Genomic DNA, 24,608 nt, shown 5'->3' with positions numbered 1-24,608 from the left:
GTCAGCTCGCGGGCTTCACCGAGGCGAGCACGACGTAGCCGTAGGTGGGCGAGATCGCCGGCTCGGCGACCTTGCTCTCGTCGTAGCCGTAGCTGATGAACGACTCGTACAGCGGGACGTACCAGCCCTCGTCGGTGACCGCGGCGTTCAGCTTCCCCAGCGCGTCGTCCTTGGCGCTGCCGCTGCCGCCGAGGGCCCCGCCGAGCGCGGACTCGATGGCCGGGTCGGTGGCCTTCTGCAGGTTCATGAACCCGCCGTAGAGCACACCGGCCACGAAGCCGGCCGGGTTCGTGCCCACGGTGAAGCCGGTCGGGTTGAACGCCAGCGGCTGGGTCTGGGCGGCGGCGAACACCGCGTCGGTGGAGGTCGCGTTGATGAAGTTGAGCTTCACGCCGACCTCGGCCCACTGCTTCTGCACCGCGATCTGGTCGTCGCTGGGCTGGCCCACGACCGTCTGGTCGATGGTGAAGCCGTCGGCGTAGCCGGCCTGCGCGAGCAGCTGCTTCGCCTTCGCCGGGTCGTAGGCGTACCGGTCGTTGATGCTCGCGTCGTAGCCGGTGGCCGCCGCCGGGAAGAGCTGCGCGGTGGCCTTGGCGCCCGGGTGCAGCTTGACGAGCGCGTCGCGGTCGGTGGCGTAGTTGAGGGCCAGCCGCACCTCGGGCTTCGCGAACGCCGGGTTGGTCTTGCCGGTCTTGTCCAGCACCGGGAACCCGAAGATCGTGCCGCCGACGTCGGTGACGCTCTTGCGCGACTTCACGGTGTCCACCGTGGTCGGGTCGAGCTGGCCGGCGACGTCGACCTGCCCGGAGACGACGGCGTTGGCGAGCGCCTGGTCGTCGGTGATGATCCGGAAGGTGATCTGGTCGTAGGCGAAGGCGTCGGCGTTCCACGCCTTGTCGTTCTTCGTCAGCGTGTAGGTGCTGCCTCGGGTGGTCGACCCGGTGTCGAGCGTGTACGGGCCGGAGCCGTCGGGCGTCGTCTTCAGCGAGGCCGGGTCGGACACGCCCTTGCTGCCGATGATGACGCCGGCCTCGTCGGCCAGCGCGGTGCCCGGGTCGGCCTGCGGCGTGTTCCAGGTGATGACGACCGTCTGCGCGTCCGGCGCCGCGACGTCCTTGATCGAACCGGCGAGCTGGCCGTACGCGGCGAGGGTCGCGTCGCTGCGGCGGTCCAGGTTCTGCTTGACCAGCGTCGCGTCGAGGGTCGACCCGTCGGAGAAGGTGACGCCGTCCTTGAGCTTCAGCGTCGTCTGGGTGTTGTCCGCGCTGTTCTCCGCGGAGGTCACCAGGCTCGGGCTGACCTTGCCGTCGGCGTCGCTGACGAACAGCGCGTCGTACAGGCCGGCGAAGAAGCTGAACTGCGCCGAGCCGTAGAGCAGCGGGTCGTAGCCGTTGGCCGCGGCGTCGGAGTCGACGCCGATGGTGACGTCGTCGGTGCTGCTGCCGCCGCCCGAGCCGCCGGACGAGCCGCCGCAGGCGGCCAGCGTCGAGACGGTGGCGACCGCGACGACGGCCCCTCCGGCCCGCACCAGCACGCGTCGGCGGGTTGCCGGTCCGGCCATCCGGCCGAGGGTCGTGGATCGCTTCATCCCGAGCAGGCTCCTTCGCTCCGTTACGAGGGGGTCGTGTCGGCCGTCGTGCGGCCCGCCGCGGGACGACGTCCTCCGGCGTTGGCGGCAACCATCCGGTCGGCGTCCGTGTGGCGTCAGGCACAATGCCGACCAATGGCAAGCAACTGTGGTCCAGACCTCACCGGCTGCCCCCGGTGACCAGTCCCGCGCGGGCCCGCGGGCACCGCCCACCGAAGGGCGATCCGGTCGTCGATCGGGCGCTCTCGCTGCTGGCCGCATTCGACGCCGGCCACCCGCAGCTCACGCTGAGCGAGCTGAGCCGGCGCAGCGGCATCCCGGCCAGCTCCGCGCTGAGGCTGGCCCTGCGGTTGCAGGAGTGGGGCGCACTCGAGCGCAGCGCCGACGGCCGGTTCACCATCGGCCTGCGACTGCTGGAGGTCGCGTCGCTGGCCCCGCGCGGCCACGGGCTGCGCCAGGTCGCCCTGCCGTTCATGGGCGACCTCGAGGACGTCACCCGCCACCACGTGCTGCTCGCCGTCCGGGAGGGCGACGAGGCGCTGCTGGTCGAGCGGCTGTCGTCGCACGGGGCGGTGGCCGCCCTCTACCGGCCCGGCGGCCGGATGCCGCTGCACTCGACCGGGGTGGGGCTGGTGCTGCTGGCGCACGCGGAGTCCCGCGTGCAGGAGGAGGTGCTCGCCCGGCCGCTGGTGCACGAGCCGGAGAAGGTCCCGGTGTCCGCGGCGGCGCTGCGCCGCACGCTGGCGGAGATCCGGCAGACCGGCCTGTCCGTGTTCCGCCGCGGCGCCCCCGGCCCGATCGTCTCGGTCGCGGCCCCGGTGCACGACGCGGAGGGTCAGGTCGTGGCGGCGCTGTCGGTGGTCGTGCCCGCGGAGAACGCGGAGCCGCGGCTGATCGGGCCGGCGGTGCGCACCGCCGCCCGCGGCATCTCGCGCAGCCTCGGCGCCCGGCGGCCCGCGGGCGGCTGAGCCCGCCTGCCATTGACCGGCAAGGGAGCTGATCACCCCGCGACTCGTCGCGCATGCTCCTGGGGTCCGGTTGTGGCGGCTGCCACAGCGCGCCGGGCGTCCCAGCCGCCGTCGCCGAGGAGCACCTGCGCATGACCACCTCCCCCGCCGTCTCCTTCCCCGACGGCTTCCTCTGGGGCGCGGCCACCGCCGCGCACCAGGTCGAGGGCGGCAACGTCAACAACGACCACTGGGAGCTCGAGCACGCCCCGCACTCCCCGTTCGTCGAGGTCAGCGGGGACGCCTGCGACTCCTGGCACCGGTGGGGGGAGGACCTCGACCTCGTCGCGGGGGCCGGGCTGACCAGCTACCGGTTCAGCCTCGAGTGGAGCCGCATCGAGCCCGAGGAGGGCGAGTTCTCGCGCGCCGCGCTGGACCACTACCGGCGGATGGTCGACGGCTGCCGCGACCGCGGGCTCACCCCGATCGTCACGCTCGTGCACATGACGCAGCCGCGCTGGCTGGTGCACGACGGCGGCTGGACCGGTGAGCGGACCGGCGACCGGATCGCCCGCTACGCCGAGTTCGTCGCCCCCGCGCTCGCCGATGCCGGGTACGTGGTCACGCTGAACGAGCCGAACCTCATGGCGGTCCAGCCGGTGATCGGCGCGATGGCCCGCCGCGGCGAGGAGATCAAGGGCCTCCCCGTACCCGACCAGGGCGTCGCCGAGTCGCTGATCGGGCTGCACGACCGGACCCTCGAGGTGCTCCGCGGCGCCGGAGCGCCCCCCGCCGGGCTGTCCATGGTGGGGCTGGAGTACATCGACGACGGCGGTGGGCAGGAGCCCCTGCAGGCCGCGCGGGCCGCGATGACGGACCAGTTCCTGCAGGCCGGGGCGACCGGCGACTTCATCGGGCTGCAAATCTACACCGCCCAGCGCTTCGGTCCCGACGGCCTGATCGCCCCGCCGGCCGACCAGCAGACGCTGGCGCACGGCATGGAACGCCGTCCGCAGGCCCTCGGCGCGGCGATCTCCTACGCCGCGCAGCAGCTGCCGGGCACCCCGCTCCTGGTGACCGAGAACGGCATCGCCACGGCCGACGACGCCGACCGGATCGCGTTCACCACCGACGCGCTGCGCAGCCTCGCCGAGGCGATCGCCGGCGGCGCGGACGTGCGCGGCTACGTGCACTGGAGCCTGCTGGACAACTTCGAGTGGATGCTCGGCTACCGGCCCACCTTCGGCCTGGTCGCCGTCGACCGGCAGACCTTCGCCCGCACCCCGAAGCCGAGCCTCGGCTGGCTCGGCGGCGTCGCCAAGGCCAACGGCCTGGTCTGAGCCACCCCCTTTCCTCGCACGTCAACGACGACCCGGGAGCACCAGATGAGCTTCGAGTACCTGATCGATCCCGCCACGGGCCCGCAGTGGCAGGGCGTCCTGCCCGGCAAGCCGCAGCCGTTCGTGCTGCGCCGCGGCGAGGGTGAGCACGCCAAGCTCTTCGGCGACGTGTTCACCGTGCTGCTTTCCGGCGACGAGACCGAGGGCCAGTTCGGCATCATCACCAGCGACTGCCCGGCCGGCGACGTCATCCCCACCCACTCGCACAACGCCACCCACGAGACGTTCTACGTGCTCGACGGCAAGGTCCGGCTGTTCTTCGAGGACGCCGAGGGCGCCAAGCAGTCGCAGCTGCTCACCCCCGGGGACTTCGGGTTCGTGCCGGCCGGCTTCGCGCACGCCTACCAGATCGTCGAGGACGCCCGGCTGATGGGCACCCTCACCGGCGGGTTCGAGCGGTTCTTCCAGCACATGGGCACCCCGACCGACGCGGCGACGCCGGACCAGCCGCCGTTCATCCCGGACTTCCCGCGCATGCAGGCCGCCGCGCAGCAGCACAACATGCGGTTCATGCCCGAGTACGGCTGGCCCGAGCCCGGCGCCGGCGCCTGACCGGCACTGCCCGAACCGCCCCTGCCCCAGCCCCCGCTGCCCACTTTCGGCGCCGAAACCGGTACCGCTTTCGGCGCCGAAGGCGTGTCCTGAGGAGCACCTCCCGTGACCAGCCCTGCCCTCCCCCTGCCCCCGCCCGCCCACGCGGCGCCGCTGCCCCGGGCGCAGCCCGGCCCCGGCGGCACCCGGGTGCACCGCGGCGTCCCCTACGCGGCGGTGCCCGGGATCCGCCCCCTCGAGCTGGACCTGTACCTGCCCGCGGACGCCGGTGCCCCGGTGCCGGCGGTCGTGTTCCTGCACGGCGGCGGCTGGCGGCTGGGCAGCCGGCACACCGCGGGCCCCGCCTACCGCGATGTGGCGCCCACGCCGTTCGAGCAGCTCGCGCTGGCCGGGATCGCCGTGGCCAGCGTCGACTACCGGCTCACCGGCGAGGCGGTCTGGCCGGTGCAGCTGCACGACGCGAAGGCCGCCGTCCGCTGGCTGCGCGACCGGGCCGGCGAGCTCGGCGTCGACCCCGACCGGATCGGCGCCTGGGGCGAGTCGGCCGGCGGTCACCTGGCCGAGCTGCTCGGACTCACCACGGACGACGTGGCGCTGGAGGGCGCGGTCGGGGTGACCGGGCCGTCGAGCCGGGTCGCCGCCGTCGCCGCCTGGTACGCGCCCAGCGACGTCGCCGCGGTCGCGACCGACACCGGCGCCGACCCGCACGACGCGACCACCCGGGAGGCGCACCTGCTGGGCGCTGCACCGGTCACCGTCCCGGACGTCGCCGCGCAGGCCAGCCCGCTGACTCACGTCGCCGCCGGCGCCCCGCCGTTCCTGCTGCTGCACGGTGCCGCCGACCGGTTCGTGCCCGCCGTGCAGAGCGTGCGGCTGCGCGACGCGCTGACCGCGGCCGGCGCCGACGTGGAGCTCCACCTGCTCGAGGACGCCGACCACATGTGGCTGGGCGCCCCCGACGCCGCGGACCTCGCGCTGGACCTGACCACCGGCTGGCTGGCCGAGCACCTGACGAAGGAGACCGGGCGATGAGGATCGTCGGCATCCGCTCCGGCGACGACGTGCGGGTCGCGGCGCTGTCGGACGACGGCACGCAGGTGACCGTGCTCGCCGGGCTGCGCGAGTTCTGGGCCGACGCCGCCGGGCACCTGTCCCAGGAGCCCGCCGGCGAGGTCCTCGCCGCCGCCGACGTCGAGCTCGTGCCGCCGGTGCTGCCCGAGGCCCGGGTGGTCTGCATCGGGCTGAACTACCTCAAGCACGTCGCCGAGGGCTCCTACGCCGGCGAGGGCGTGCCGGAGCACCCGACGCTGTTCGCCCGCTGGACGCAGTCGCTGACCGTCGACGGCGCCGAGGTGCCGGTGCCCTCCACCGAGGACGGCCTCGACTGGGAGGGCGAGGTGGTGGCCTGGGTCGGCGCGACGCTGGTCGACGCGTCCCCGGACGAGGCGCTGGCCGCCGTGGTCGGCTACTCCACGTTCAACGACCTCACCTCGCGGCGGGCGCAGAAGCTCACCAGCCAGTGGATCCTCGGCAAGAACGGCGACCGGTCCGGCCCGCTCGGCCCGCTGGTGCCGGCGGCGGAGGTCGGCGACCTGCGCGACGGGCTGCGGGTGCGGACCCGGGTCAACGGCGAGACCGTGCAGGACGCCACCACCGACCAGATGGTCTACACCGTCGGCGACACCCTCTCGCTGGTCTCGCACACCGCGACCCTGCGGCCGGGCGACCTGCTGGCCACCGGCACGCCGTCCGGGGTCGGCTACGCCCGCACGCCCCCGTGGCTGCTGCACCCGGGCGACGTCGTCGAGGTCGAGGTCGACCGGCTCGGCGTCCTGCGCAACCGCATCGTGGGGAACGGGACGCGCCATGGCCGGTGAGTTCCGCCGGTACCTCTTCCCGCACGACCACCCGCGGCTGGCCGAGGTCCGGGGCATGGACCCCTACGAGTACGGCGAGTTCGCCGAGCAGCCGGGCACCTTCACCGGCGGGCTGGTCGAGGGCTGGACGCCCCTGTACCTGGCCGGGTTCCGCGGCGTTACCGAGGACGGCGTCCTGCGCGAGGGCCTGTTCCCGCTGACCCCGGCCGAGCCCGGCGAGGAGGCACCCGTCGCGGCGATGGTCGAGGCGGCGCACGCGCTGCTCGCCGTCCTGGACGACGAGCAGCGGCAGCGGATCTCCTTCCCCGTCGACGCGCCCGAGTGGCAGACCTGGGCCAACCCGGAGTTCCTCCAGTTCGACACCGGCCTGCGGCTGGACCTGCAGCCGCCGGTCGTGCGGGAGCGCGCGCTGGACCTGGTGCGGGCGTCGCTGTCGCCGGAGGGGTTCCGGCTGGCGCACGCGATGATGCTGGTCAACGGCTTCCTCGGCGAGGTCGTCGACCTGGTGAGCGTGCTCAACGAGTGGAGCTACAACATCGCCCTCTACGGCACGCCGGACGAGCGGGCGCCGTGGGGCTGGCAGCTCTACGGCCACCACTGCGCGCTCAACTGCCTGGTCGTCGAGGGCCGGATGGTGCTCTCCCCGGTCTTCCTCGGCGCCGAGCCCGACGAGGTCGACGCCGGCCCGCACGCCGGGCTGCACGACCTGTTCGCCGACCGGGTCGCGCTCGGCCGGCAGCTCATGGCCGCGCTGGACGACGGGCAGCGCGCCCGGGCCACCGTGTTCGGGCACATGGTCGACCCGGCCATGCCCCCGGGCCGGGTGCACCCCGGCGACGAGCGGCACCTGGCCGGCGCGTTCCAGGACAACCGCGTCATCCCGGTCGAGGGCGTGCGGGTCGCCGAGCTCCCCGCGGCCGCGCAGCAGGCGGCGCTGGGCATCGCCGAGCGGTTCGCCGCGCTGCTCCCCGACGGGCCGCGCGCCGCCCGGCTCCGCGAGGTCCGGGAGCACCTGGACGAGACGTGGTTCAGCTGGATCGGCGGGCACGGGCCGGACGACGTCTTCTACTACCGCCTGCAGTCGCCGGTGCTCATCGCCGAGCTCGACCACCACTGCGGCGTCTTCCTCGACTACACCACCCCCCAGCCCTTCCACGTGCACACGGTGCTGCGCACCCCGCACGGCAACGACTACGGCCGGGCGCTCGTCCGGCAGTGGCAGGAGAACCGGTCATGACGCTCCCGTGCACCACCCCCGTGCTCGTCGCCGGCGGCGGCCCCAGCGGCCTGGCCGCGGCGATCGAGCTGGGCCGCCGCGGGATCGAGGTGCTGGTCGTCGAGCCGCGCACCACCCGGGACCCGCTCCGGCCGCGGGCCAAGACCACCAGCGTGCGCACGATGGAGCACCTGCGCCGGTGGGGCCTCGCCGATCGGCTGCGCGCCGCCAGCCCGCTGCCGGTCGGGCACGCCCAGGACGTCGTCTTCTGCACCGGCCTGTTCGGCCACGAGATCACCCGCTTCCCGGAGGCCTTCGGGCTGACCGTGGACCGCCGCGACGAGTACGCGGAGGCCGGTCAGCAGGCGCCGCAGCCGGTGGTCGAGGAGGTGCTCCGGGACGCCGCCGCGGCGCTGCCCGCGGTGCGGCTGATGGAGGGCTGGCAGGTCACCGCCGTCACCGACGGCCCGGCCGAGGTCCGCGCGACGCTGACCGGCCCGGACGGGGCCACGCACGAGGTCACCGCCCAGTGGCTGCTCGGCTGCGACGGCAGCGCCGGGGTCACCCGCCGGGCGATCGGCGCCCGCTACGAGGGCTCGTCGGGCAGCCTGCCGAACCTGTCGGTCACCTTCCGCTCGCGCGCGCTGGAGGAGCGGCCGCTGTGCGCGCTCGGCGTGCACTACTGGGCGATCGGCGCCGAGCGCGGCGGGCTGATGGGCCGGCTGGACCTCGACGGCACCTGGTGGGCGATCGTCCAGGGCCTCGACGTCGCCGCCGAGGACGCCGACCCGGTCGCGCTGGTGCGCACGCTCGTGGGCGCCCGGTCCGACGGCAGCGAGGTCGACGTGGAGGTGCTGGCCACCGACCCGTGGTCGGCGCGGATGCTGCTGGCCGACCGCTACCGCGGGCAGCGGGTGTTCCTGGTCGGCGACGCGGCGCACCTCAACCCGCCGTGGGGCGGGCACGGGTTCAACACCTGCGTCGGCGACGCGGTGAACATCGGCTGGAAGCTCGCCGCCGTGCTGCGGGGCTGGGCACCGGAGCAGCTGCTGGACAGCTACCAGGCGGAGCGGCGCCCGGTCGCGGAGCGGACCATCGCCGCCGCCGGCGGCCAGGAGGCGTTCCTCGCGCCCAGCTTCGCCTCGCCCCAGCTGGACGACGACGGCCCGGCGGGCGCGGCGCTGCGCGCGGCGCTGGTGCCGGCGCTGCAGGTCAAGGACCCGGAGTTCCACGCGCTGGGCCTGGTGCTGGGCTACGACTACCCGGACTCCCCCGTGGTCGTGCCCGACGGCCGCCCGCGGCCGGAGCCGTCGCTGACCACCTACCGGCCCTCCGCGCACCCGGGCGCGCGGCTGCCGCACGCCTGGCTGGCCGACGGCAGCTCGCTGTACGACCACCTCGGCGACGGGTTCACCCTGCTCCGGCTCGGGCCCGGCGAGGTCGACCCGGCCCTGGCGGCGGGCGGCGTCCCGGTGGCGCAGCTGGACCTGACCGGCCGGCCGGGGCTGCGCGCGCTGATGGGCGCGGACCTGGTGCTGGTGCGGCCCGACCAGCACGTCGCCTGGCGCGGCGACGCGCTGCCCGACGCCGGCGCCCTGCTGGCACGGGCGACCGGGGTGCCGGCCGCCGCCCGGATGGCCGGGGCGGTCAGCTGACCGGTGCGGCCGCGCGGCGCTCCCGGCGGTCGCGGCGCCAGTCGAGCACGCCGATGACCAGCGCGACGGCGGAGCCGCCGATCGCGACCGCCAGGGACGCCGCCGCGGCCTCCGGGTAGTCGTCCGTCGCGCCGAGCACGACGTAGAACAGGCCGGGCAGCGCGGCGGTCCCGATCGCGCCGCCGAAGCGCTGGAAGGTCTGCAGCCCGCCGCCGGCCGCGCCGGCCATCCGCACCGGCACCTCGCGCAGGGTCAGCGTGACGTTGGGCGAGATGACGAACCCGCCGCCGATGCCGGCCAGCAGCAGCGTCGGGGCGATCGCCCAGCCGGCGCTCTCCGGCGGCGCCTGCCAGACCACCAGCGCGGTGGCGGTGAGGCCGGTGATCACCGCGCACAGCCCCAGCACGGTGAGCAGCCGGCCGTACCGCTCGACCAGCCGGCCGGCGATGACCGCGGCCGACGCCGAGCCGATCGCGAACGGGGTCACCGACAGCCCCGACCGCAGCGGCGAGTAGCCCAGCCCGGTCTGGAAGAACAGCGCGAAGGTCAGCCAGACGCCGCTGAAGCCGAGGAAGTACACGGTCGCCAGCGCCACCCCGGTCGCGTAACCGGGGGTGCGGGTGACCAGCCGCGGGTCGAACACCGGCTCCCCGCCCGCGGCGACCACCCGGTGCTCCCACCACCCGAACGCGCCGACCAGCGCGACCCCGATCGGGAACAGCCACCAGAACGACCGCAGGCCACCCGACTCGGCCTGCACCAGCGGGAACAGCAGCGCCAGCGCCCCGGCGGCGAGCAGCGCGACGCCGGTCAGGTCGATGCGGTGCCGCCCGGACGCCGTGCTGCGCGGCAGCAGCCGGCGGGCCAGCACGACCGCGACCACCCCGATCGGCACGTTCAGGTAGAAGATCCACCGCCAGCCGTCCGGCCCGTCGGCGAGCGCCAGGATCACGCCGCCGGCCACCGGCCCGATCGCGGTGGAGATGCCCAGCGTCGCGCCGAACAGGCCGAACGCCTTGCCCCGCTCACCGCCGCGGAACAGCTGCTGGATCAGCGCGGAGTTCTGGGGGGTCAGGCAGCCGGCCGCCAGCCCCTGCAGCAGCCGGGCGACGACGAGCAGCTCGGCGTTCGGCGCCGCGCCGCACGCGGCGCTGCACAGCACGAAGCCGGTGAGCCCGATCAGGAACATCCGGCGCCGGCCGTAGGCGTCGCCGAGCCGGCCGGCCGGCACCAGCGCCATGCCGAAGGTGAGCGCGTAGCCGGAGACGACCCACTGCACGGTGGCCGGGGAGGCGCCGAGGTCCTCCCGCAGCGAGGGCAGCGCCACCGAGACGATGCTGACGTCCAGCAGGGTCATGAACCCGACGACCAGGGTCACCCACAGGGCCCGCCAGCGGCGCGGGTCGGGGCCCTCGCCGGCGGCCTCGGGTGCGGCGGTCCGGTTCCCGGCGGACGAGGGGGCGGGGCTGCTCATCACCGCCCATCCTGGCCTGCGGGCGGCCGCCGGGCTCCTCGACTTCCGCTCGCCGAACCGCCGTGCCCCCGGATCAGCGACCGGCCGCCCGGGTCACGCCCCGGGCGGCCCGGTCCAGCGCGGTGCGCGCCGTGGCCCAGGACGTCGACTCCGGGAACCGGCCCAGCAGCACGACGGCGGTGCCGTCGGGCAGCAGCCCCACCGAGTGCAGGTCCCGCCGCCCGTCGACGCAGCACATCCAGCCCTGCTTCACGGCCACGTCCCCGTCGCCGTCCACCGCCGTCGAGCGCAGCCCGAACGCCTGGTCGAAGCCGTCGGCGCCGCGCGCCGACGCGGCCCGCATCCACCCGGTCAGGTCGGCCAGGTCGCCGTCGCGCAGGTGGCGCGGGAGGGTGCCGAGGAACTGCGCGAGGTCGTCGGCCGTGGTGGTGGTCTGCCCCCACTGGCCGGGCACCGCCGGCGGGGCGGTGCCGGTCAGCCCGAACTCCCCCGCCGTGGCGCGGACCAGCGCGGCGCCGTCGAACCGGGTCCAGAGCCGGTTCATGGCCTGGTCGTCGGAGCGGCTGACCGCCCGCTCGAGGTCGGCGCGGTCGGCGGCGCGCAGCTGCACGCGGCCCTGGGCGGCCCGCTCGAGCAGCTGCTGGACGACGAACAGCTTCGCCAGCGACGCGGTGGACCGGGGCTCCCCCGCGTCGCCGGACGCCGTCCGCGCTGCCCCGCCGGGCCGGGCGACGACCACCGCGATCGAGCCGCCGGCCGGCCGGGCGGCGGCCTCGACGGCGGCGAGCACCGCTCCGTCCCCGGTCCCCGCGGACCCCAGGCCGGGCAGCTCCAGCCGCCCGGTGGCCCAGCCCGCCCCGGTCAGCAGCGCCGCCCCGAGGAGGAGGGCGAGCAGCCGGCGCCCGGTCCTCGGACGCCGCACCGTCCGCCGGCGGGCCGGGACGCGCGGCGCGGCCGGTGGCATCCTCGGCGGTGCGGTGCGCTGCGGCGGCACGGGCACCCGGCTGCGGGTGCGGGTCTGCTGGCGGTCCCCGTGGGTCATGCTGCGGACTGTGCCGACGGCTCCGTCGGCCGGACGTCAGCGTTCCGCTTATGCGGGGCTTATCCCCGCCGGGCGACGCTGCGCACTGGTCCCGTCCGGCCGGTGCGGCGCCGAGAACAGGGCGGGGACGTCCGGGAGGGGAACGACGCATGCGGGTGCTGGTCGCCGACGACGAGCGGCTGCTCGCCGACACCGTGGCCGAGGGGCTGCGCCGGCTGGCGATGGCCGTCGACGTCTGCTTCGACGGGGACGCGGCGCTGGAGCGGCTGGCGGTCAACCGGTACGACGTGGCGGTGCTCGACCGGGACATGCCCGGGCGCACCGGCGACGACCTCTGCCGCTACGTGACCACGGAGGGCATCGAGACGCGGGTGCTGCTGCTCACCGCGGCCGCCGGCATCCGCGACCGGGTCGACGGCCTCGCGCTGGGCGCCGACGACTACCTGACCAAGCCGTTCGCGTTCGCCGAGCTCGCCGCCCGGGTGCAGGCGCTGGCCCGGCGCAGCCGCGCCGCGGCGCCGCCGGTGCTCGAGCAGGACGGCATCGTCCTCGACGTCCCCCGGCACACCGCCTCCCGGGACGGCGCCCTGCTGCAGCTCACCCCCAAGGAGTTCGCCGTGCTGGAGGTGCTGCTGCGCGCCGGCGGCGAGGTGGTCAGCGCCGAGCAGCTGCTGGAGCAGGCCTGGGACGAGCACGCCGACCCGTTCACCAACGCGGTGCGGGTGGCGGTCATGACGCTGCGCCGCAAGCTCGGTGACCCGCCGGTGCTGCACACGGTGCCCCGGGTGGGCTACCGGCTCGGGACGGCCTGACCCGGTGCGCTCCGGTCTGCGGGCCCGCGTCGCCCTGACGGTGCTGGTCACCCTGCTCGCCGGCTGGCTCTGGGCCGGCTGGGCGTGGCTGCTGGCCACGAACCTGTACCACCACGTGTTCGAGGACTACACGATGTGCGGTCCCAGCACCTGGGGCTACAACTGCCAGAACAACCAGTTCACCTCCGGGCACGGGCTGACGCTGCTGGCCGGCGTGAGCGTCCCGGTGCTCGCCGGGCTCGTGCTGCTGGCCCGGTGGACGCTGGCCCCGGTCCGGAGGCTGACCGAGACGGTGGGCCGGCTCGGCCCGCAGAACCTCGCCGAGCGGACCGGGGTGCACGGTCGGCACGACGAGCTGCGGCGGCTGGCCGGCGAGGTCGACCGGATGCTCGACCGGGTCGCCGAGGGCTACGACGGGCAGCGCCGGTTCGCCGGCAACGCCTCGCACGAGCTGCGCACCCCGCTGGCCGTGCAGCGCACCCTCATCGAGGTGAGCCTGACCGGCGACCCCACACCGGACCAGCTGGAGCTGCTGTCCCGCCAGCTGCTGCAGACCAACCAGCGCAACGAGGACCTCGTCGAGGGCCTGCTGGTGCTCGCCGAGACCGACCAGGGCCTGCGGTCGAGCACGCCGCAGCGGCTGGACGAGCTCGCCGCGGCGACGGTGTCCCTGCACGCCGACGCCGCCCGCGCGGCCGGGGTCGCGCTGCGCACCGAGCTGGCGCCGGTGACGGTGCCGGGTGAGGCCGCGCTGCTGGAGCGGCTGCTGGCCAACCTGGTGTCCAACGGCATCAAGTACAACGACCCCGGCGGCTGGGTGTGCGTGCGGGTGGGCCCCGGCCCGGCGGTGCTGGAGGTGGAGAACAGCGGCCCGGTGGTGCCGGCCGAGCTGGTGCCGACCCTGTTCGAGCCGTTCCGCCGGGCGCGCGGTGACCGCCTGGTGCACACCGGCGGCGCGGGTCTCGGGCTCACCATCGTCCGGTCGATCGCCACCGCGCACGACGGGACGGTCGACGCGGTCGCGCGCACCGAGGGCGGCCTGTCGGTGCGGGTGGAGCTGCCCGAGGACTGAGCGGGCCCGTGCCGCATCGGTGTTCAGCCCCGGCGGTCGGCCAGGAACGGGAAGCGCTCGCGGGTGGCGGCGACCTCGGCGGCGTCGACGTCGGCCAGCACGATCGTCTCCGCGCCGGCCGCGGTGGCCAGCAGCTCGCCGGTGGGGCTCACCACCCGGCTGTCGCCGGCGTGCCCGAGCCCGGTGCCGTCGTCGCCGACCCGGTTGCAGCCGACCACGTAGGCCTGGTTCTCGATCGCCCGGGCCTGCAGCAGCGTCTGCCAGTGCAGCCGGCGGGGGCTGGGCCAGTTGGCCGGCACCAGGTAGACGTCGGTGCCGGCGGCGGCGCTCCAGAAGACGTTCGCGAACCGCAGGTCGTAGCAGATGAACGGGGTGATCCGCAGGCCCGCGACCTCGACGGTCACCGGTCCGGTGCCGGCACGGAAGCGGTCGCGCTCGCCGGCGAACGGGTGCAGCTTGCGGTAGCGGTGGGTGGTGCCGTCGGGGCCGGCGAGCACGAACGTGTTGTGCGGCAGCTCCTCACCCGGGGACACCTCCGGGCAGGTGCCCGCGACCCACACGCCGTGCGCGGCCGCCTGGGCGGCGAGGAACGCCGACGACGGCCCGTCGACCGGCTCGCCGATGCCCGGGGTCATCGAGAACCCGGTGGAGAAGGTCTCGGTGAGCAGCACCAGCTCCGCGCCGGCGCCCACCGCGCGGGCCACCTGCGGGGCGAGCCGCTCGAAGTTGGCGTCCCGGTCCTCCCACACGATGTCGTGCTGGACGGCGGCGATCCGGGTCACGAGAGCCTCCTCAGGCGGTCGGCGGCCTCGGCGAGGACCTCGGCGCGCTTGCAGAACGCGAACCGCACCAGGTGCCGGCCCAGGTGCGCGTCGGCGGGGTCGTAGAAGACCACGCTCGGCACCGCGACCACCCCGGCGCGCTCGGGCAGCGAGCGGCAGAACGCCCAGCCGTCGCCGTCGGGCTGCACCGGCCGCACGTCGACGGTGGCGAAGTAGGTGGCCTCCGGGCTGACCACCGGCAGCCCGGCGGCGCGCAGCCCGGCGACCAGCAGGTCCCGCTTGGCCTCGAGGTCGGCGGCGACGCCGGCGAAGTACGCGTCGGGCAGCCGCAGCCCCGCGGCGACCGCCGGCTGGAAGGGGCCTGCGTTGACGTAGGTGAGGAACTGCTTGGCCGTGCGCACGGCCGCCACCAGCGGCGCCGGGGCGCACACCCAGCCGACCTTCCAGCCGGTGGTGCTGAAGGTCTTGCCGCCGCTGCTGACCACCAGCGTCCGCTCGCGCATGCCGGGCAGCCCGGCGATCGACACGTGCCGGGCGCCGGTGAACACCAGGTGCTCGTACACCTCGTCGGTGAGCACCAGCAGGCCGGCCGCGGTGGCGACGTCGGCGACCACCGCCAGCTCGTCGCGGGTGAACACCTTGCCCGTGGGGTTGTGCGGGGTGTTGAGCAGCAGCAGCCGGGTGCGCGGGGTGACCGCGGCGCGCAGCTCCGCCTCGTCGAACGTCCACGGCCCCTCGCCACCGGCCGGCGGGCGCAGCGGCACCGCCCGGACGACGCCACCGGCCATCGCGACCGCGGCGCCGTAGCTGTCGTACATCGGCTCGAAGGTGACCACCTCGTCGCCGGCCTCGACCAGCGCCAGCAGCGCGGCGGTCAGCGCCTCGGTGGCGCCGGCGGTGACCAGCACCTCGGTCTCCGGGTCGTAGGTCAGCCCGCGGAACCGCTGCTGGTGCTCGGCGACGGCCGCCCGCAGCTCCGGCGTCCCCGGACCGGGCGGGTACTGGTCGGCCGCGGTGCCGATCGCCGCACGGGCGACGTCGAGCACCGCGGCCGGCCCCGGCTCGTCCGGGAAGCCCTGGCCCAGGTTGATCGCGCCGGTGGCGGCGGCCAGCGCGCTCATCTCCGCGAAGACCGTCGTCCCGAAGGCCTGCAACCGGTCGACGAGGTACGGGGCGCGGGTCACCGGCTCATCCTGCCAAGCGGCGGGGCCCTCAGACGGAGGCGGACACCCGGTTGTCGAACAGCGCCAGCGCCGCCGCGGTGTTCGACGCCGCCACGAAGTAGGTGTCGTGCACCCGCGAGATCTCGTCGTTGAGCGCGCCCCGCATGATCAGCCACATGATCATCTCGATGCCCTCGGACCCGGCCAGCCGGACGTAGTCCTCGCGCGAGAGCTGCGCCAGCTTCTCCGGGTCGGTCTCGATCTCGCGCAGGAACTGCTGGTCGAACTCGGGGTTCACGAACCCGGCCCGGGCACCGGCCAGCTGGTGGGACATGCCCCCCGTGCCCAGCACCGCGACCTTGAGGTCCTGCGGGAAGCTGCGGATCGCCCGGCCCAGCGCCTTGCCCAGCGCGTAGCAGCGGGCGGCGGTCGGCTGCGGGTACTGGATGACGTTGACCAGCAGCGGCACGACCGGGCACGGCCACGCCTGACCGGGCTCCGGCGTCCACACCGACAGCGGCACGGTGAGGCCGTGGTCGACCTCCAGCTCCTGGAAGACGGTCAGGTCGAAGCCGTCGTCGACCAGGCTCTCCAGCAGGTGGAACGACAGCTCCGGCGCACCGACGACGTCGGGCACCGGGCGCTGGCCGAACCCCTCGTCGGCCACCGGGTAGTGGTCGGCGGTGCCGATGCCGAAGGTCGGCACGATGTCCAGGTCGATGCCGTTGGCGTGGTCGTTGTAGATCACGATCGCCACGTCGGGCTGGTGCTCGGCCAGCCACGCCTGCGCCGGCTTGTAGCCGTCGAACAGCGGCTTCCAGTTGTCGTCCTGGGTCTTCTGCCGGTCGACGGCCGCGCCGATCGACGGCACGTGGGACGTCGCCAGACCCCAGATCACCTCGGCCATCAGAACTTCCCCCGCTCGGCCAGCGCCGCCTTGAACTCGTCCTCGGTCATCCCGGTGAACACGCCACCCAGGTACTGCATGGACAGCCCGTCCATCATCGCCAGCTTGTAGACGTAGAAGATGCTGCCGCCCAGGTCGATCATGGCCTGCCAGTCGCGCCCGGTCACGGCGGTGGTCTGCTCGGGGGTCAGCCCGAACTCGGCGCAGTAGGCGCGCTCGTCGGCCAGGAAGCGGTCCCGGGCTTCCTTGGTGCGCAGGCTCATGAACAGCTTGTTCATCCTCAGCCCGCGGCGGCTGGTCGCGCCGTCGAAGATCGGCGTGCCGGGCACGTCGATCGGCTGGCGCGCCGGGACGGCGGTCTGCTCGTTGCTGCTCATCGGGGTCTCCTCGCGCGTCGGCCGCAGCGGGCCAGGTGCCGTGATCGTCACTTCTGCTCCTGCGGGTGCGTGGCCAGCGCCTCCACGTGCACGTCGAGCCACGGCGACATCGGCAGCGACATCAGCGCGTCGTGCAGCGCCGCCGGGTCGGCCGCCTCGTACAGGCCCACGGTGGCATTGCGGCCGGGCACCCGCCACAGCCGCTTGAGCACCCCCGCCTCGCGCAGCTCCATCGCGCGCGCCCGCTCACCGGCGCGCAGCTCCGCGCGCCGCTCCGCGGGGAAGTCGGCGGGCAACCGGTTCTCCGACCGGACCAGGAACTCCATGACCGCTCTCCTCCTGCTCAGGCCAGCTCGTGCAGCACGTCGGCCAGCGCCTTGGGGGCGGTGACCATCGCCTCGTGCCCGGTCTCCAGCTCGTGCACCGGCCAGCCGCGCTCCCGCGCCCGCTCGGCCTGGCTCTGGAACACCCGCATCCAGCTCACGCACTCGATGAACGCCGCGGGCACCGCGTCGCCGGCACCGGTCAGGCGCAGCGGGTCGGTGTAGGTCTTCCACGGGTGGGGGGTGAGCTTGGGCGTCAGCCAGTCGACGTCGGCCTGCTCGGTCACCCCGAGCACCGAGAGCTTGCGCACGGGCACCAGCCAGCCGAAGCCCTGCTCGGCCGCGGACTCCGCCCAGTGGTGGGCGACGGTCTCCGGCTGCAGCGACACCGCGGTCTCGCCGTCGACGCCGACGAACGCGTCGAGGTACACCCGCTTCGCGACCCGCTCGGGCCGCGCGTCGGCGACCGTGGTCACCAGCTGCCCGGCGTAGCTGTGGCCGACCAGCACGACGTCGCGCAGGTCGAGCACGTCCAGCAGCCGGACGACGTCCTCGGTGTGGGTGTCCAGGCCGACCTGCGGCGACAGCAGGTGCGCGCGCTCGGACAGGCCGGTCAGCGTGGGCGCGTGCACCTCGTGGCCGGCGGCGCGCAGCAGAGGCGCGACCCGGTCCCAGGCCCAGCCGCCGTGCCAGGCGCCGTGCACCAGGACGAAGGTGCTCACTGCTGCTCCCCCGCGTCGACGTAGGTGACGCCGAGGTCGGCGAGCTTCTCGCGCATGCCGTAGACGTCGATGCCCAGCACGCCGGCCTGGAACTGCTCGCGCTTGCCCTGCTCGTTGGCCTCGCGCTTCGTGGCGGCCTCGGCCACCTCCGCGGCGTCGGCGCGCGGCACGACGAGCACGCCGTCGTCGTCGGCGACGACCACGTCACCCGGGTGCACCAGCGCCCCGGCGACGACCACGGGCACGTTCACCGAGCCCGGCGTGGCCTTGACGGTGCCCTGCGCGGACACCGCGCGCGACCAGACCGGGAAGCCCATCGCGGTGAGCTCGGCGACGTCGCGGACGCCGGCGTCGATCACCAGGCCGAGCACGCCGCGCGCGGCCAGCTGGGTGGCGAACAGCTCGCCGAACATGCCGTCGGTCGAGGGCGAGGTGGTGGTGACGACCAGGACGTCACCCGGCCCGCACTGCTCGATGCTGGCGTGGATCATCAGGTTGTCACCGGGCTGGCTGAGCACGGTCACCGCACGGCCGGCGATCCGGGCGCCGGCGTAGATCGGGCGCAGCACCGGGTGCGTCAGGCCGCGGCGGCCCATCGCCTCGTGCGCGGTGGCGACGCCGGCCTTGGCCAGCACGGCGACGGCGTCGGCGTCCGGGCGCGGGGTGTTGGTGACGATCACGTGCCGGGCGGGCATCGGGCCTCCAGGTCGGGGCGCGGCGTCGGGGCCGCCGCCGGTGGTGCGAGGCGGTGACCCCGCTCACGGCCCCACGCTAGAGCCCGGCCCGGCCCGCCGGAACGGCCTGCTGTCAGCTCGTCGCCGCGCAACGTGGCACGGGGTGCCTACGTCATCCGTCCCAGCCCGCGGCTCAGCTCGGCGGCGGGATGAGCCCCTCGCGGATGGCCAGCAGCGCCGCCTGGGTGCGCGAGGGCAGCTGCAGCTTGGCCAGCACGTTGCTCACGTGGGTGCGGGCGGTGCGCTCGCTGATCACCAGCCGGTCGGCGATGTCGCGGTTGCTGTGCCCGTGGGCGACGAGCACGAGGATCTCCCGCTCGCGCGCGGTCAGCGCGGCCAGCCCCACCTGGGGGCCGGCCATCCGCCGGGTGAGCTGCCGGGCCACGGCGGCGTCCAGGTGCACCTCGCCGGCGGCGGCCGCCTCGATCGCGGCGACCACCTCGCTGGGCTCGGCGTCCTTGAGCAGGTAGCCGGCCGCGCCGGCGGCCAGCGCGGTGTGCACCCGCTCGACCTCGCCGAAGCTGGTCAGCACGACCACCTTGACCGTCGGGTGCTCGCGGCTGATCGCCTCGGTGGCCTCGATGCCGCCCATCCGGGGCATCTGCAGGTCCATCAGCACGACGTCCGGCAGCGCGGCGCCCTCGGCCCGCCACTGGGCCAGCCGGGCCAGCGCGTCCTGCCCGTCGACCGCCTCGCCGACCACCTGGACCCGCGGGACCGCGTCGACGTAGGCCAGGATGCCGCGCCGCACGATGGCGTGGTCGTCGACGACCATCAACCGGATCGTGCCCGCGGCCGCCTCGGCGCCCACCGCCCCCGGTCCCGAAGCGCCGGCCGTGTCCTCCGACAGGGTGCTCACCGTCCTCCTCCGTTCAGCCCGGTCGGGGTGGCGGGCAGCACCAGCCGCACCGCCCAGCCGCCGTCCGGTCCCGGGCCGGCGTGCAGCCGGCCACCCCAGCGCTCGGCACGCTCGCGCATCGACACGATGCCCAGCGTGGGCCCCATGCCGTCGCCCGGTTCGTCGCCACCGCAGCCGTCGTCGACGACCTCGACCACCACCGTGCCGCCGGGCTCCCCGCTGAACCGCACCCAGGCGTCGGCGGCGCGGGCGTGCTTCACCGTGTTGTGCAGCGCCTCCTGCACGATCCGGTAGACGTCCTCCTGCACGTCGAGGCCCCACTCGAGCTCCAGGTCCTCGGGCGCGATCACCTCGACGCACAGGCCGCTGCGCACCTCGAGCCCGTCGGCGTGCACCCGGACCGACTCGACCAGCCCGCGCTCGGCGAGGTCCAGCGGGCGCAGCTCGAACACCAGCCCGCGCAGGTCGGCCAGCGCGCTCTGCGACAGCTCGGCGAGCTCGGTGGCGGCGGCGCGCACCCGGCCGGGGTCGGCGCCGTCGTCGAGCTGGGCCTGCAGCGCCCCGGCCTGCAGCCGCATCGAGAACAGCTGCTGCACCACCGAGTCGTGCAGGTCGCGGGCCAGCCGGCGGCGCTCGTCGGACTCCGCCTGCGAGCGGGCCTGCGCGAGCAGCGCGGCGGTGTCGATGGCGACCGCGGCGTGGTCGGCCATCGCCTCCAGGAAGACCAGCGAGCCCGGGCCGGGGTCCTCGTCGGGCAGGTAGTAGGCGTTGATGACGCCGACCGTGCGGCCGCGGACGATCAGCGGCACCGCCACGAAGCTGTCCCAGTCGGGGACGTCCATGACCTCGTGCAGCGGCGCCCAGGTCGGGTCGGCCAGTATCGCGGCCTTGCGGTGCGGCTGCACGACCGGCCGACCGGACTCGAACGCCTCCATGAACAGCACCCGGGCGCCCAACCGGCGGCACTCGCTCAGCCGCTCGGTGAAGTCGGTGGCGGCGCCGAACCCGGCCATGCCGAGGATCTGCAGCTCCTCGTGCGGGTCGTCCAGCGCCAGGATCTGGACCGCGCCGATGTTGCCGGTCATCACGACCTCGCGGGCGACCGCGTCCAGCGTGGCGCGCAGCGAACCGGAGCCGGCGACGCTGGAGGCGGCCCGGACGATCGCGGTCAGCCGCTCCTGCTGCCGGACGACGTCGGTCACGTCGCTGAACCACACCGCGGCGCCGCCGCCGGGGCGGGGCACGGTGCGGTACTCGAGGGTGCGCCGGCGGCCGTCGGCGGAGGTCCACGCGGCCAGCCGCCCACCGGCGTCGCCGGGGTCGAGCGGACCGGTCACGAAGGGCGCGGGTCGGCCGACCAGCTCGGCGGCGGGCCGGCGCAGCACCGCGGCGCCCGCGGCGTTGACGAACGTGAACCGCCCCGCGGCGTCGAGCTCGCCGAGCCCGTCCGGCGACGCCTCCACCAGCGTCCGCAGCGCGTCGTCCGGCGCACCCGCCGGGACCGCGCCGGGGCCCGCGTCGACCGCGCCCCGCACCAGTGCCATCCCACCCCACTCCTGCCGGTGGCCGCACCGTCGCGGCCGCCTCGTCCGCCAGTGTCGCAGGTCACCGCGGGGCCGGGGCGCCCCCGGCCCCGGCCGGCCCCCGGAGGGGTCAGAGCCGCTGCCGGGTGCGGGCGCCGCCGCCGGCGAGCGCCAGGTCGCGCTCGATCGCGGCCACCGCCGCCTGCATCGCCTGCAGCACCTCGCCGCGCAGCGCGGCCGGCGACCGCCGGTGCGCGTGGCTGGCCATGTTGACCGACGCGACCACCCGGCCGTCGGGGCCGTGCAGCGGGACGGCGAGGGAGTTGACGCCCTCCTCCAGCTCCTGCTCGACCAGCGCCCAGCCCTGCGCCCGCGCCTCGTCGATGCGCCGGCGCAGCGCCGCCTTGTCCGGCACCGTCCAGGCGGTGCGCCGCTCCAGGTGCAGCCGCTCCAGGTAGGCGTCCAGCTGCGCCGGCGGCAGCCCGGCCAGCAGCACCCGCCCGTGCGAGCTCAGGTAGGCCGCGCCGCGGGTGCCCACGGCGATGGAGTTGGTGAACACCCGGTGCGAGCCGACCACGGAGACGTAGGTGATCTCGTCGCCGTCGAGCACGGCCAGGCTGGTGCGCTCGGCGATCTGCTCGGTGAGCGCGGCCAGGTGCGGGTGCGCCAGCTGCGGCAGGCTCAGCACCGACAGGTACGTGAACCCCAGCTCCAGCACCGCCGGCCGGAGGAAGAACCGCCGGTCGGCGGTGCCGACGTAGCCCAGCTCCACGAGGGTGAGCAGGAACCGGCGGGCCGCCGCCCGGGTCATCCCCGTCTTGCGGGCGATGTCGGACAGCGTCGGCTGGGGCTCGTCCGGCGAGAACGCCTTGATCACCTCGAGCCCGCGCGCGAAGCTCTTGGCGAACCAGTCGCCCCGCTCGGGCGACCCGTCGGCTGCGTCGTCCGCGATGTCGTCCAGCGGCCTGCCGTCGTCCGCGTGCCTGTGCTCGTCGCTCACTGCCAGCCCCGTGCTCGAGGGTCCCGGGGCCAGGAGTCTAGACACCGGCCCCACCCCTCCCGGACGTCCCGGGAGGGGTGGGCACCCGGCGGACCTCAGCCGCCGGCGACGATCCCGACCAGCTCGCTGAGCTTCGCCACCACGCGCTCGGCGATCTGCCGCTCGTCGAGGCTCGCGACCGGGTGCGGCACCAGGAGGAACCGGTACCCGGGGAAGCCGTACGCCTTCGCCATCGCCTCACCGGGGATGCGGAAGGCCTCGGTGCAGATGCTGACCGCCGGCACGCCGGCACGCTCGAGCAGGATCCCGTCGGCCACACTGGCCGCGCTGCAGGAGCCCTAGTCACCGATGCCCGCCACGACGAAGTCGCAGTTCTTGAGCATCTGCTGGATGAGGCTCTCCTCGACCGGGGTGCCGAAGTAGCTCTTCACGTACGTGGTGACCTCGCCGACGTCGTGGTCCCGGCGCAGCTGCCGGGCCACCTCGGCCAGCAGCACCGACGCGTTCGGCTTGGTGTTGTCCAGCAGCCCGATGCGCGCGCCGCGCAGGGTGCGCAGCCGCGGGGCCAGCCGGTCGTCGCCGGCCGCGCCGCCGTCGCCGGTCGGGTCGAGCAGCAGTTCGCGTGCCATGCCTCTCCTCCTCTCCTGGTGGACGGCGCTCAGGCGCCGCTCGTCGCGGGCTCGGGCACCCGGGCGGTGGACGGCGGGCCGCCGCGCGGGCCGAACGTCTCGATCACCGCGGAGACACCCGCGTTGTTGGCCCCGGCGACCACGACGAGCAGCGCCTCGGGCGAGTTGAGGACGGCGACCTGGTCGCTGCCGGCCTCCGCGGCCCGGTCGGGCACCGCGTCCGGGTGGTCGGCCGGCACCCGCCAGCGGGTGCTGCGGGACACCGCCTCCTTGCCGACGGCGGCCAGCGCCGCCCGGCTGTTCCAGGCCCGCTCGTACACCGCCTGGCGGACGTCGGTCTTGCTCCAGCCGGCCCGGTCGAAGACCTCGGCGTGCTCGGGCCCCAGCACCAGGCAGCCGCTGATCGTCTCGTGGATCAGCGCACCGGTGCGGGCGAGCGTGCCGGCCAGGTCCAGCGCCAGCTGCTCGGGGACGACGGTGTGCCGCGCCTCGAGGTGCACCACCGAGCGGACCACCATGGCGGTGACCGCGCTGTCGGCCGGGTCGTGGCCGAGGTCGACGTGGAACGGCGCCCAGGGGCTCTGCTCCTCGTTCTCCGCGATGCAGGCGGTGTACTTCGCCGGCGTCGCCTGGGTGGCCTGGTCCAGCTCGTGCGGCCGCAGCCCGAACACGTTGATCGCCGTCAGCCGGATCGCCCGGCCGATGGTGGCGTTGGCCCGGAAGCCGGAGCCGAACACGTTGCCCCGGCTGTTCAGGCCGATCCGCTCGCGCACCGGGCCGTTGACGATCAGCAGCGGGGCGGTGCCGGTGGTGCTCTGCCAGATGCCCTTGCCCGGGTACTCGTCGAGGGTGAGCGCCTCCCAGGCGGCGAGCACCACCGGGAAGTACTCCGGCAGGCAGCCGGCGAGCGCCGCGTTGATCGCGGCCGCCCGCACCGTGCAGCTGCGGCCCAGGTGCGGCATCCGGAACACCACGTCCGCGGGGTCGCGGTCGGTGGTGGCGAGGAACTCGGTCAGGTAGCTCTCGGTCACCGGCATCACCGGCAGCCCGTCGGTCCACCCGCGGCGGGCGTAGTGCTCCATCGCCCGCCGGACGTCGTCGATGTCGACGTCGACCTCGATCGCCTCGTCGGTCACCTGCTCCCCCACCGGTCCCTGCACCGCGGCGCTCACCGGCGGCCCACCGACTCGTGCCACGGGATGACCAGCCGCTTGGCGGTGGTCACCACCAGGTAGAGCAGTGAGCCCATGACGGCCAGCAGCACGATGACCGCGAACAGCTGCGGGGCGTCCAGCGCGTTGAGGCTGGCGACCACCAGGTGCCCGAGGCCCTCGCTGCCGCCCAGGTACTCACCGACGATCGCGCCGATGACGGCGAAGACGATCGCCACCTCGGCACCGGCGAAGACGTAGGGCAGCGTGCTGGGCAGGTCCAGCGACTTGAAGGTGGCCCAGCGGCTGGCGCCGAGGCTGCGCATCACGTCGCGGTGCCCGCGGTCGACCGATCGGACGCCGAGCATCACGTTCAGCATGATCGGGAAGAACGCCAGGATCGCGGCCATGATGATCTTGGACGTCGTCCCGAAGCCGAACCAGATGACGAAGATCGGGATGAACGCGACCTTGGGGATCACCTGGAAGGCCACGATCGCCGGCTGCACCGCGCGCTCGAGCCAGACCATCCGGCCCAGGATGGCGCCGAAGACCATGCCGACCACCAGGGCGATGACGAACCCGATGATCACCTCGTAGAGGGTCACCCAGACGTCGGCCCAGACGGCCGAGCCGCTGACCAGGTCGACCAGCGACCGCCACACCTCCAGCGGCGGCGGCAGGATGAACTCGCTGACGCCGAAGGCGCTCACCGCCAGCTGCCAGACGGCGAGCAGCAGCACGACGAGGATCGGGGAGCTGATCCAGGGCAGGGCCTTCATCAGGCCGTCGCGGTCCTTCAC

At 74.9% G+C, this 24,608-nt stretch carries 26 protein-coding genes; 9 read left to right on the top strand and 17 right to left on the bottom strand.

Translation table 11 applies throughout. From position 1 onward, the window contains the following. Nucleotide 1: 1 nt before the first annotated feature. Nucleotides 2-1,588, bottom strand: a complete 1,587-nt coding sequence (locus tag AB0J00_RS08730) for an ABC transporter substrate-binding protein (protein WP_357743114.1) — start codon at nucleotides 1,586-1,588, stop codon at nucleotides 2-4. Between the two features lie 176 nt (nucleotides 1,589-1,764). Here AB0J00_RS08730 and AB0J00_RS08725 point away from each other — a divergent pair, with 176 nt between their 5' ends. From AB0J00_RS08725 to AB0J00_RS08695, 7 genes are all read left to right on the top strand, one after another. Next, complete coding sequence (locus AB0J00_RS08725; RefSeq protein WP_357743112.1) at nucleotides 1,765-2,556, top strand: IclR family transcriptional regulator; 792 nt, start codon at nucleotides 1,765-1,767, stop codon at nucleotides 2,554-2,556. Nucleotides 2,557-2,687: 131 nt separating this feature from the next. Then, nucleotides 2,688-3,875: a family 1 glycosylhydrolase gene (locus AB0J00_RS08720; RefSeq protein WP_357743109.1), complete on the top strand. Its 1,188-nt coding sequence runs from the start codon at nucleotides 2,688-2,690 to the stop codon at nucleotides 3,873-3,875. A 45-nt stretch (nucleotides 3,876-3,920) separates the two neighbouring features. Beyond that, nucleotides 3,921-4,487 carry a quercetin 2,3-dioxygenase gene (locus tag AB0J00_RS08715; RefSeq protein WP_357743106.1) on the top strand — a complete coding sequence of 189 codons (567 nt, stop codon included), beginning with the start codon at nucleotides 3,921-3,923 and terminating at the stop codon, nucleotides 4,485-4,487. 105 nt (nucleotides 4,488-4,592) lie between these two features. Then, complete coding sequence (locus AB0J00_RS08710) at nucleotides 4,593-5,519, top strand: alpha/beta hydrolase (RefSeq protein WP_357743103.1); 927 nt, start codon at nucleotides 4,593-4,595, stop codon at nucleotides 5,517-5,519. Beyond that, nucleotides 5,516-6,364, top strand: coding sequence for a fumarylacetoacetate hydrolase family protein (locus tag AB0J00_RS08705; protein ID WP_357743100.1), 849 nt, complete (start codon nucleotides 5,516-5,518; stop codon nucleotides 6,362-6,364). Before AB0J00_RS08710 ends, AB0J00_RS08705 begins: the two co-directional genes overlap by 4 nt. Further along, the gene (locus tag AB0J00_RS08700) at nucleotides 6,354-7,601 is read left to right on the top strand and encodes a DUF3500 domain-containing protein (protein ID WP_357743097.1); all 1,248 of its coding nucleotides are present in this window, start codon (nucleotides 6,354-6,356) and stop codon (nucleotides 7,599-7,601) included. Before AB0J00_RS08705 ends, AB0J00_RS08700 begins: the two co-directional genes overlap by 11 nt. Further along, complete coding sequence (locus tag AB0J00_RS08695) at nucleotides 7,598-9,235, top strand: FAD-dependent monooxygenase (protein WP_357743094.1); 1,638 nt, start codon at nucleotides 7,598-7,600, stop codon at nucleotides 9,233-9,235. Before AB0J00_RS08700 ends, AB0J00_RS08695 begins: the two co-directional genes overlap by 4 nt. Here AB0J00_RS08695 and AB0J00_RS08690 read toward each other — a convergent pair. Next, complete coding sequence (locus AB0J00_RS08690; protein ID WP_357743091.1) at nucleotides 9,228-10,709, bottom strand: MFS transporter; 1,482 nt, start codon at nucleotides 10,707-10,709, stop codon at nucleotides 9,228-9,230. The two genes, AB0J00_RS08695 and AB0J00_RS08690, sit on opposite strands and share 8 nt — an antisense overlap. A 73-nt stretch (nucleotides 10,710-10,782) precedes the next feature. Further along, the gene (locus AB0J00_RS08685) at nucleotides 10,783-11,751 is read right to left on the bottom strand and encodes an LppW family protein (protein WP_357743088.1); all 969 of its coding nucleotides are present in this window, start codon (nucleotides 11,749-11,751) and stop codon (nucleotides 10,783-10,785) included. A 149-nt stretch (nucleotides 11,752-11,900) separates the two neighbouring features. Here AB0J00_RS08685 and AB0J00_RS08680 point away from each other — a divergent pair, with 149 nt between their 5' ends. Beyond that, complete coding sequence (locus AB0J00_RS08680; RefSeq protein ID WP_357743086.1) at nucleotides 11,901-12,563, top strand: response regulator transcription factor; 663 nt, start codon at nucleotides 11,901-11,903, stop codon at nucleotides 12,561-12,563. 4 nt (nucleotides 12,564-12,567) lie between these two features. Then, nucleotides 12,568-13,635 (top strand): HAMP domain-containing sensor histidine kinase, encoded by a 1,068-nt coding sequence (locus AB0J00_RS08675; protein WP_357743083.1) that lies wholly within the window; start codon nucleotides 12,568-12,570, stop codon nucleotides 13,633-13,635. A gap of 23 nt (nucleotides 13,636-13,658) precedes the next feature. Here the strand turns inward: AB0J00_RS08675 and AB0J00_RS08670 are convergent, their stop codons facing one another. From AB0J00_RS08670 to AB0J00_RS08605, 14 genes are all read right to left on the bottom strand, one after another. Continuing rightward, complete coding sequence (locus tag AB0J00_RS08670; protein ID WP_357743081.1) at nucleotides 13,659-14,417, bottom strand: nitrilase-related carbon-nitrogen hydrolase; 759 nt, start codon at nucleotides 14,415-14,417, stop codon at nucleotides 13,659-13,661. Then, nucleotides 14,414-15,601, bottom strand: coding sequence for a pyridoxal phosphate-dependent aminotransferase (locus tag AB0J00_RS08665; RefSeq protein WP_357743078.1), 1,188 nt, complete (start codon nucleotides 15,599-15,601; stop codon nucleotides 14,414-14,416). The genes AB0J00_RS08670 and AB0J00_RS08665 overlap by 4 nt, the downstream gene beginning before the upstream one ends. Nucleotides 15,602-15,629: 28 nt before the next feature. Further along, the gene (locus AB0J00_RS08660) at nucleotides 15,630-16,487 is read right to left on the bottom strand and encodes a class III extradiol dioxygenase family protein (protein ID WP_357743076.1); all 858 of its coding nucleotides are present in this window, start codon (nucleotides 16,485-16,487) and stop codon (nucleotides 15,630-15,632) included. Beyond that, nucleotides 16,487-16,864 (bottom strand): protocatechuate 3,4-dioxygenase, encoded by a 378-nt coding sequence (locus tag AB0J00_RS08655; RefSeq protein ID WP_357743073.1) that lies wholly within the window; start codon nucleotides 16,862-16,864, stop codon nucleotides 16,487-16,489. The genes AB0J00_RS08660 and AB0J00_RS08655 overlap by 1 nt, the downstream gene beginning before the upstream one ends. Nucleotides 16,865-16,911: 47 nt before the next feature. Next, nucleotides 16,912-17,190, bottom strand: coding sequence for a muconolactone Delta-isomerase family protein (locus tag AB0J00_RS08650; RefSeq protein WP_357743070.1), 279 nt, complete (start codon nucleotides 17,188-17,190; stop codon nucleotides 16,912-16,914). Between the two features lie 17 nt (nucleotides 17,191-17,207). Continuing rightward, entirely contained in the window at nucleotides 17,208-17,909 is a 702-nt protein-coding gene (locus AB0J00_RS08645) for an alpha/beta fold hydrolase (RefSeq protein WP_357743067.1), read from the bottom strand. After that, nucleotides 17,906-18,604, bottom strand: a complete 699-nt coding sequence (locus AB0J00_RS08640; protein WP_357743064.1) for a 4-carboxy-4-hydroxy-2-oxoadipate aldolase/oxaloacetate decarboxylase — start codon at nucleotides 18,602-18,604, stop codon at nucleotides 17,906-17,908. Before AB0J00_RS08640 ends, AB0J00_RS08645 begins: the two co-directional genes overlap by 4 nt. 172 nt (nucleotides 18,605-18,776) lie before the next feature. Further along, complete coding sequence (locus tag AB0J00_RS08635; RefSeq protein ID WP_357743061.1) at nucleotides 18,777-19,502, bottom strand: response regulator transcription factor; 726 nt, start codon at nucleotides 19,500-19,502, stop codon at nucleotides 18,777-18,779. Continuing rightward, nucleotides 19,499-21,046 carry a histidine kinase gene (locus tag AB0J00_RS08630; RefSeq protein WP_357743058.1) on the bottom strand — a complete coding sequence of 516 codons (1,548 nt, stop codon included), beginning with the start codon at nucleotides 21,044-21,046 and terminating at the stop codon, nucleotides 19,499-19,501. Before AB0J00_RS08630 ends, AB0J00_RS08635 begins: the two co-directional genes overlap by 4 nt. A 109-nt stretch (nucleotides 21,047-21,155) precedes the next feature. Further along, nucleotides 21,156-22,025, bottom strand: coding sequence for an IclR family transcriptional regulator C-terminal domain-containing protein (locus tag AB0J00_RS08625; protein WP_357743055.1), 870 nt, complete (start codon nucleotides 22,023-22,025; stop codon nucleotides 21,156-21,158). 95 nt (nucleotides 22,026-22,120) lie between these two features. Then, the gene (locus AB0J00_RS08620) at nucleotides 22,121-22,342 is read right to left on the bottom strand and encodes a hypothetical protein (RefSeq protein WP_357743052.1); all 222 of its coding nucleotides are present in this window, start codon (nucleotides 22,340-22,342) and stop codon (nucleotides 22,121-22,123) included. Nucleotides 22,343-22,363: 21 nt separating this feature from the next. Continuing rightward, on the bottom strand, nucleotides 22,364-22,654 hold the full coding sequence (locus AB0J00_RS08615) for a hypothetical protein (RefSeq protein WP_357743049.1): 291 nt from the start codon (nucleotides 22,652-22,654) through the stop codon (nucleotides 22,364-22,366). Nucleotides 22,655-22,683: 29 nt separating this feature from the next. Further along, entirely contained in the window at nucleotides 22,684-23,850 is a 1,167-nt protein-coding gene (locus AB0J00_RS08610) for a hypothetical protein (RefSeq protein WP_357743047.1), read from the bottom strand. Continuing rightward, nucleotides 23,823-24,608, bottom strand: a complete 786-nt coding sequence (locus AB0J00_RS08605) for an ABC transporter permease (RefSeq protein ID WP_357743044.1) — start codon at nucleotides 24,606-24,608, stop codon at nucleotides 23,823-23,825. Before AB0J00_RS08605 ends, AB0J00_RS08610 begins: the two co-directional genes overlap by 28 nt.

It is taken from the genome of Modestobacter sp. NPDC049651 (genome assembly GCF_040659695.1).
GTDB lineage: Bacteria > Actinomycetota > Actinomycetes > Mycobacteriales > Geodermatophilaceae > Modestobacter.
The sequence above is the reverse complement of the archived record's forward strand: the minus strand, read 5'-3'. Positions and strand labels throughout refer to the sequence as shown.

What these genes read in the sequence shown, in the direction of transcription:
- AB0J00_RS08700 (WP_357743097.1), top strand. Translation starts at nt 6,354, where the DNA reads ATGGCCGGTGAGTTCCGCCGGTACCTCTTCCCGCACGACCACCCGCGG.
- AB0J00_RS08685 (WP_357743088.1), bottom strand. Translation starts at nt 11,751, where the DNA reads ATGACCCACGGGGACCGCCAGCAGACCCGCACCCGCAGCCGGGTGCCC.
- AB0J00_RS08690 (WP_357743091.1), bottom strand. Translation starts at nt 10,709, where the DNA reads ATGAGCAGCCCCGCCCCCTCGTCCGCCGGGAACCGGACCGCCGCACCC.
- AB0J00_RS08695 (WP_357743094.1), top strand. Translation starts at nt 7,598, where the DNA reads ATGACGCTCCCGTGCACCACCCCCGTGCTCGTCGCCGGCGGCGGCCCC.
- AB0J00_RS08630 (WP_357743058.1), bottom strand. Translation starts at nt 21,046, where the DNA reads ATGGCACTGGTGCGGGGCGCGGTCGACGCGGGCCCCGGCGCGGTCCCG.
- AB0J00_RS08660 (WP_357743076.1), bottom strand. Translation starts at nt 16,487, where the DNA reads ATGGCCGAGGTGATCTGGGGTCTGGCGACGTCCCACGTGCCGTCGATC.
- AB0J00_RS08640 (WP_357743064.1), bottom strand. Translation starts at nt 18,604, where the DNA reads ATGCCCGCCCGGCACGTGATCGTCACCAACACCCCGCGCCCGGACGCC.
- AB0J00_RS08615 (WP_357743049.1), bottom strand. Translation starts at nt 22,654, where the DNA reads ATGGCACGCGAACTGCTGCTCGACCCGACCGGCGACGGCGGCGCGGCC.
- AB0J00_RS08655 (WP_357743073.1), bottom strand. Translation starts at nt 16,864, where the DNA reads ATGAGCAGCAACGAGCAGACCGCCGTCCCGGCGCGCCAGCCGATCGAC.
- AB0J00_RS08705 (WP_357743100.1), top strand. Translation starts at nt 5,516, where the DNA reads ATGAGGATCGTCGGCATCCGCTCCGGCGACGACGTGCGGGTCGCGGCG.
- AB0J00_RS08720 (WP_357743109.1), top strand. Translation starts at nt 2,688, where the DNA reads ATGACCACCTCCCCCGCCGTCTCCTTCCCCGACGGCTTCCTCTGGGGC.
- AB0J00_RS08730 (WP_357743114.1), bottom strand. Translation starts at nt 1,588, where the DNA reads ATGAAGCGATCCACGACCCTCGGCCGGATGGCCGGACCGGCAACCCGC.
- AB0J00_RS08715 (WP_357743106.1), top strand. Translation starts at nt 3,921, where the DNA reads ATGAGCTTCGAGTACCTGATCGATCCCGCCACGGGCCCGCAGTGGCAG.
- AB0J00_RS08650 (WP_357743070.1), bottom strand. Translation starts at nt 17,190, where the DNA reads ATGGAGTTCCTGGTCCGGTCGGAGAACCGGTTGCCCGCCGACTTCCCC.
- AB0J00_RS08680 (WP_357743086.1), top strand. Translation starts at nt 11,901, where the DNA reads ATGCGGGTGCTGGTCGCCGACGACGAGCGGCTGCTCGCCGACACCGTG.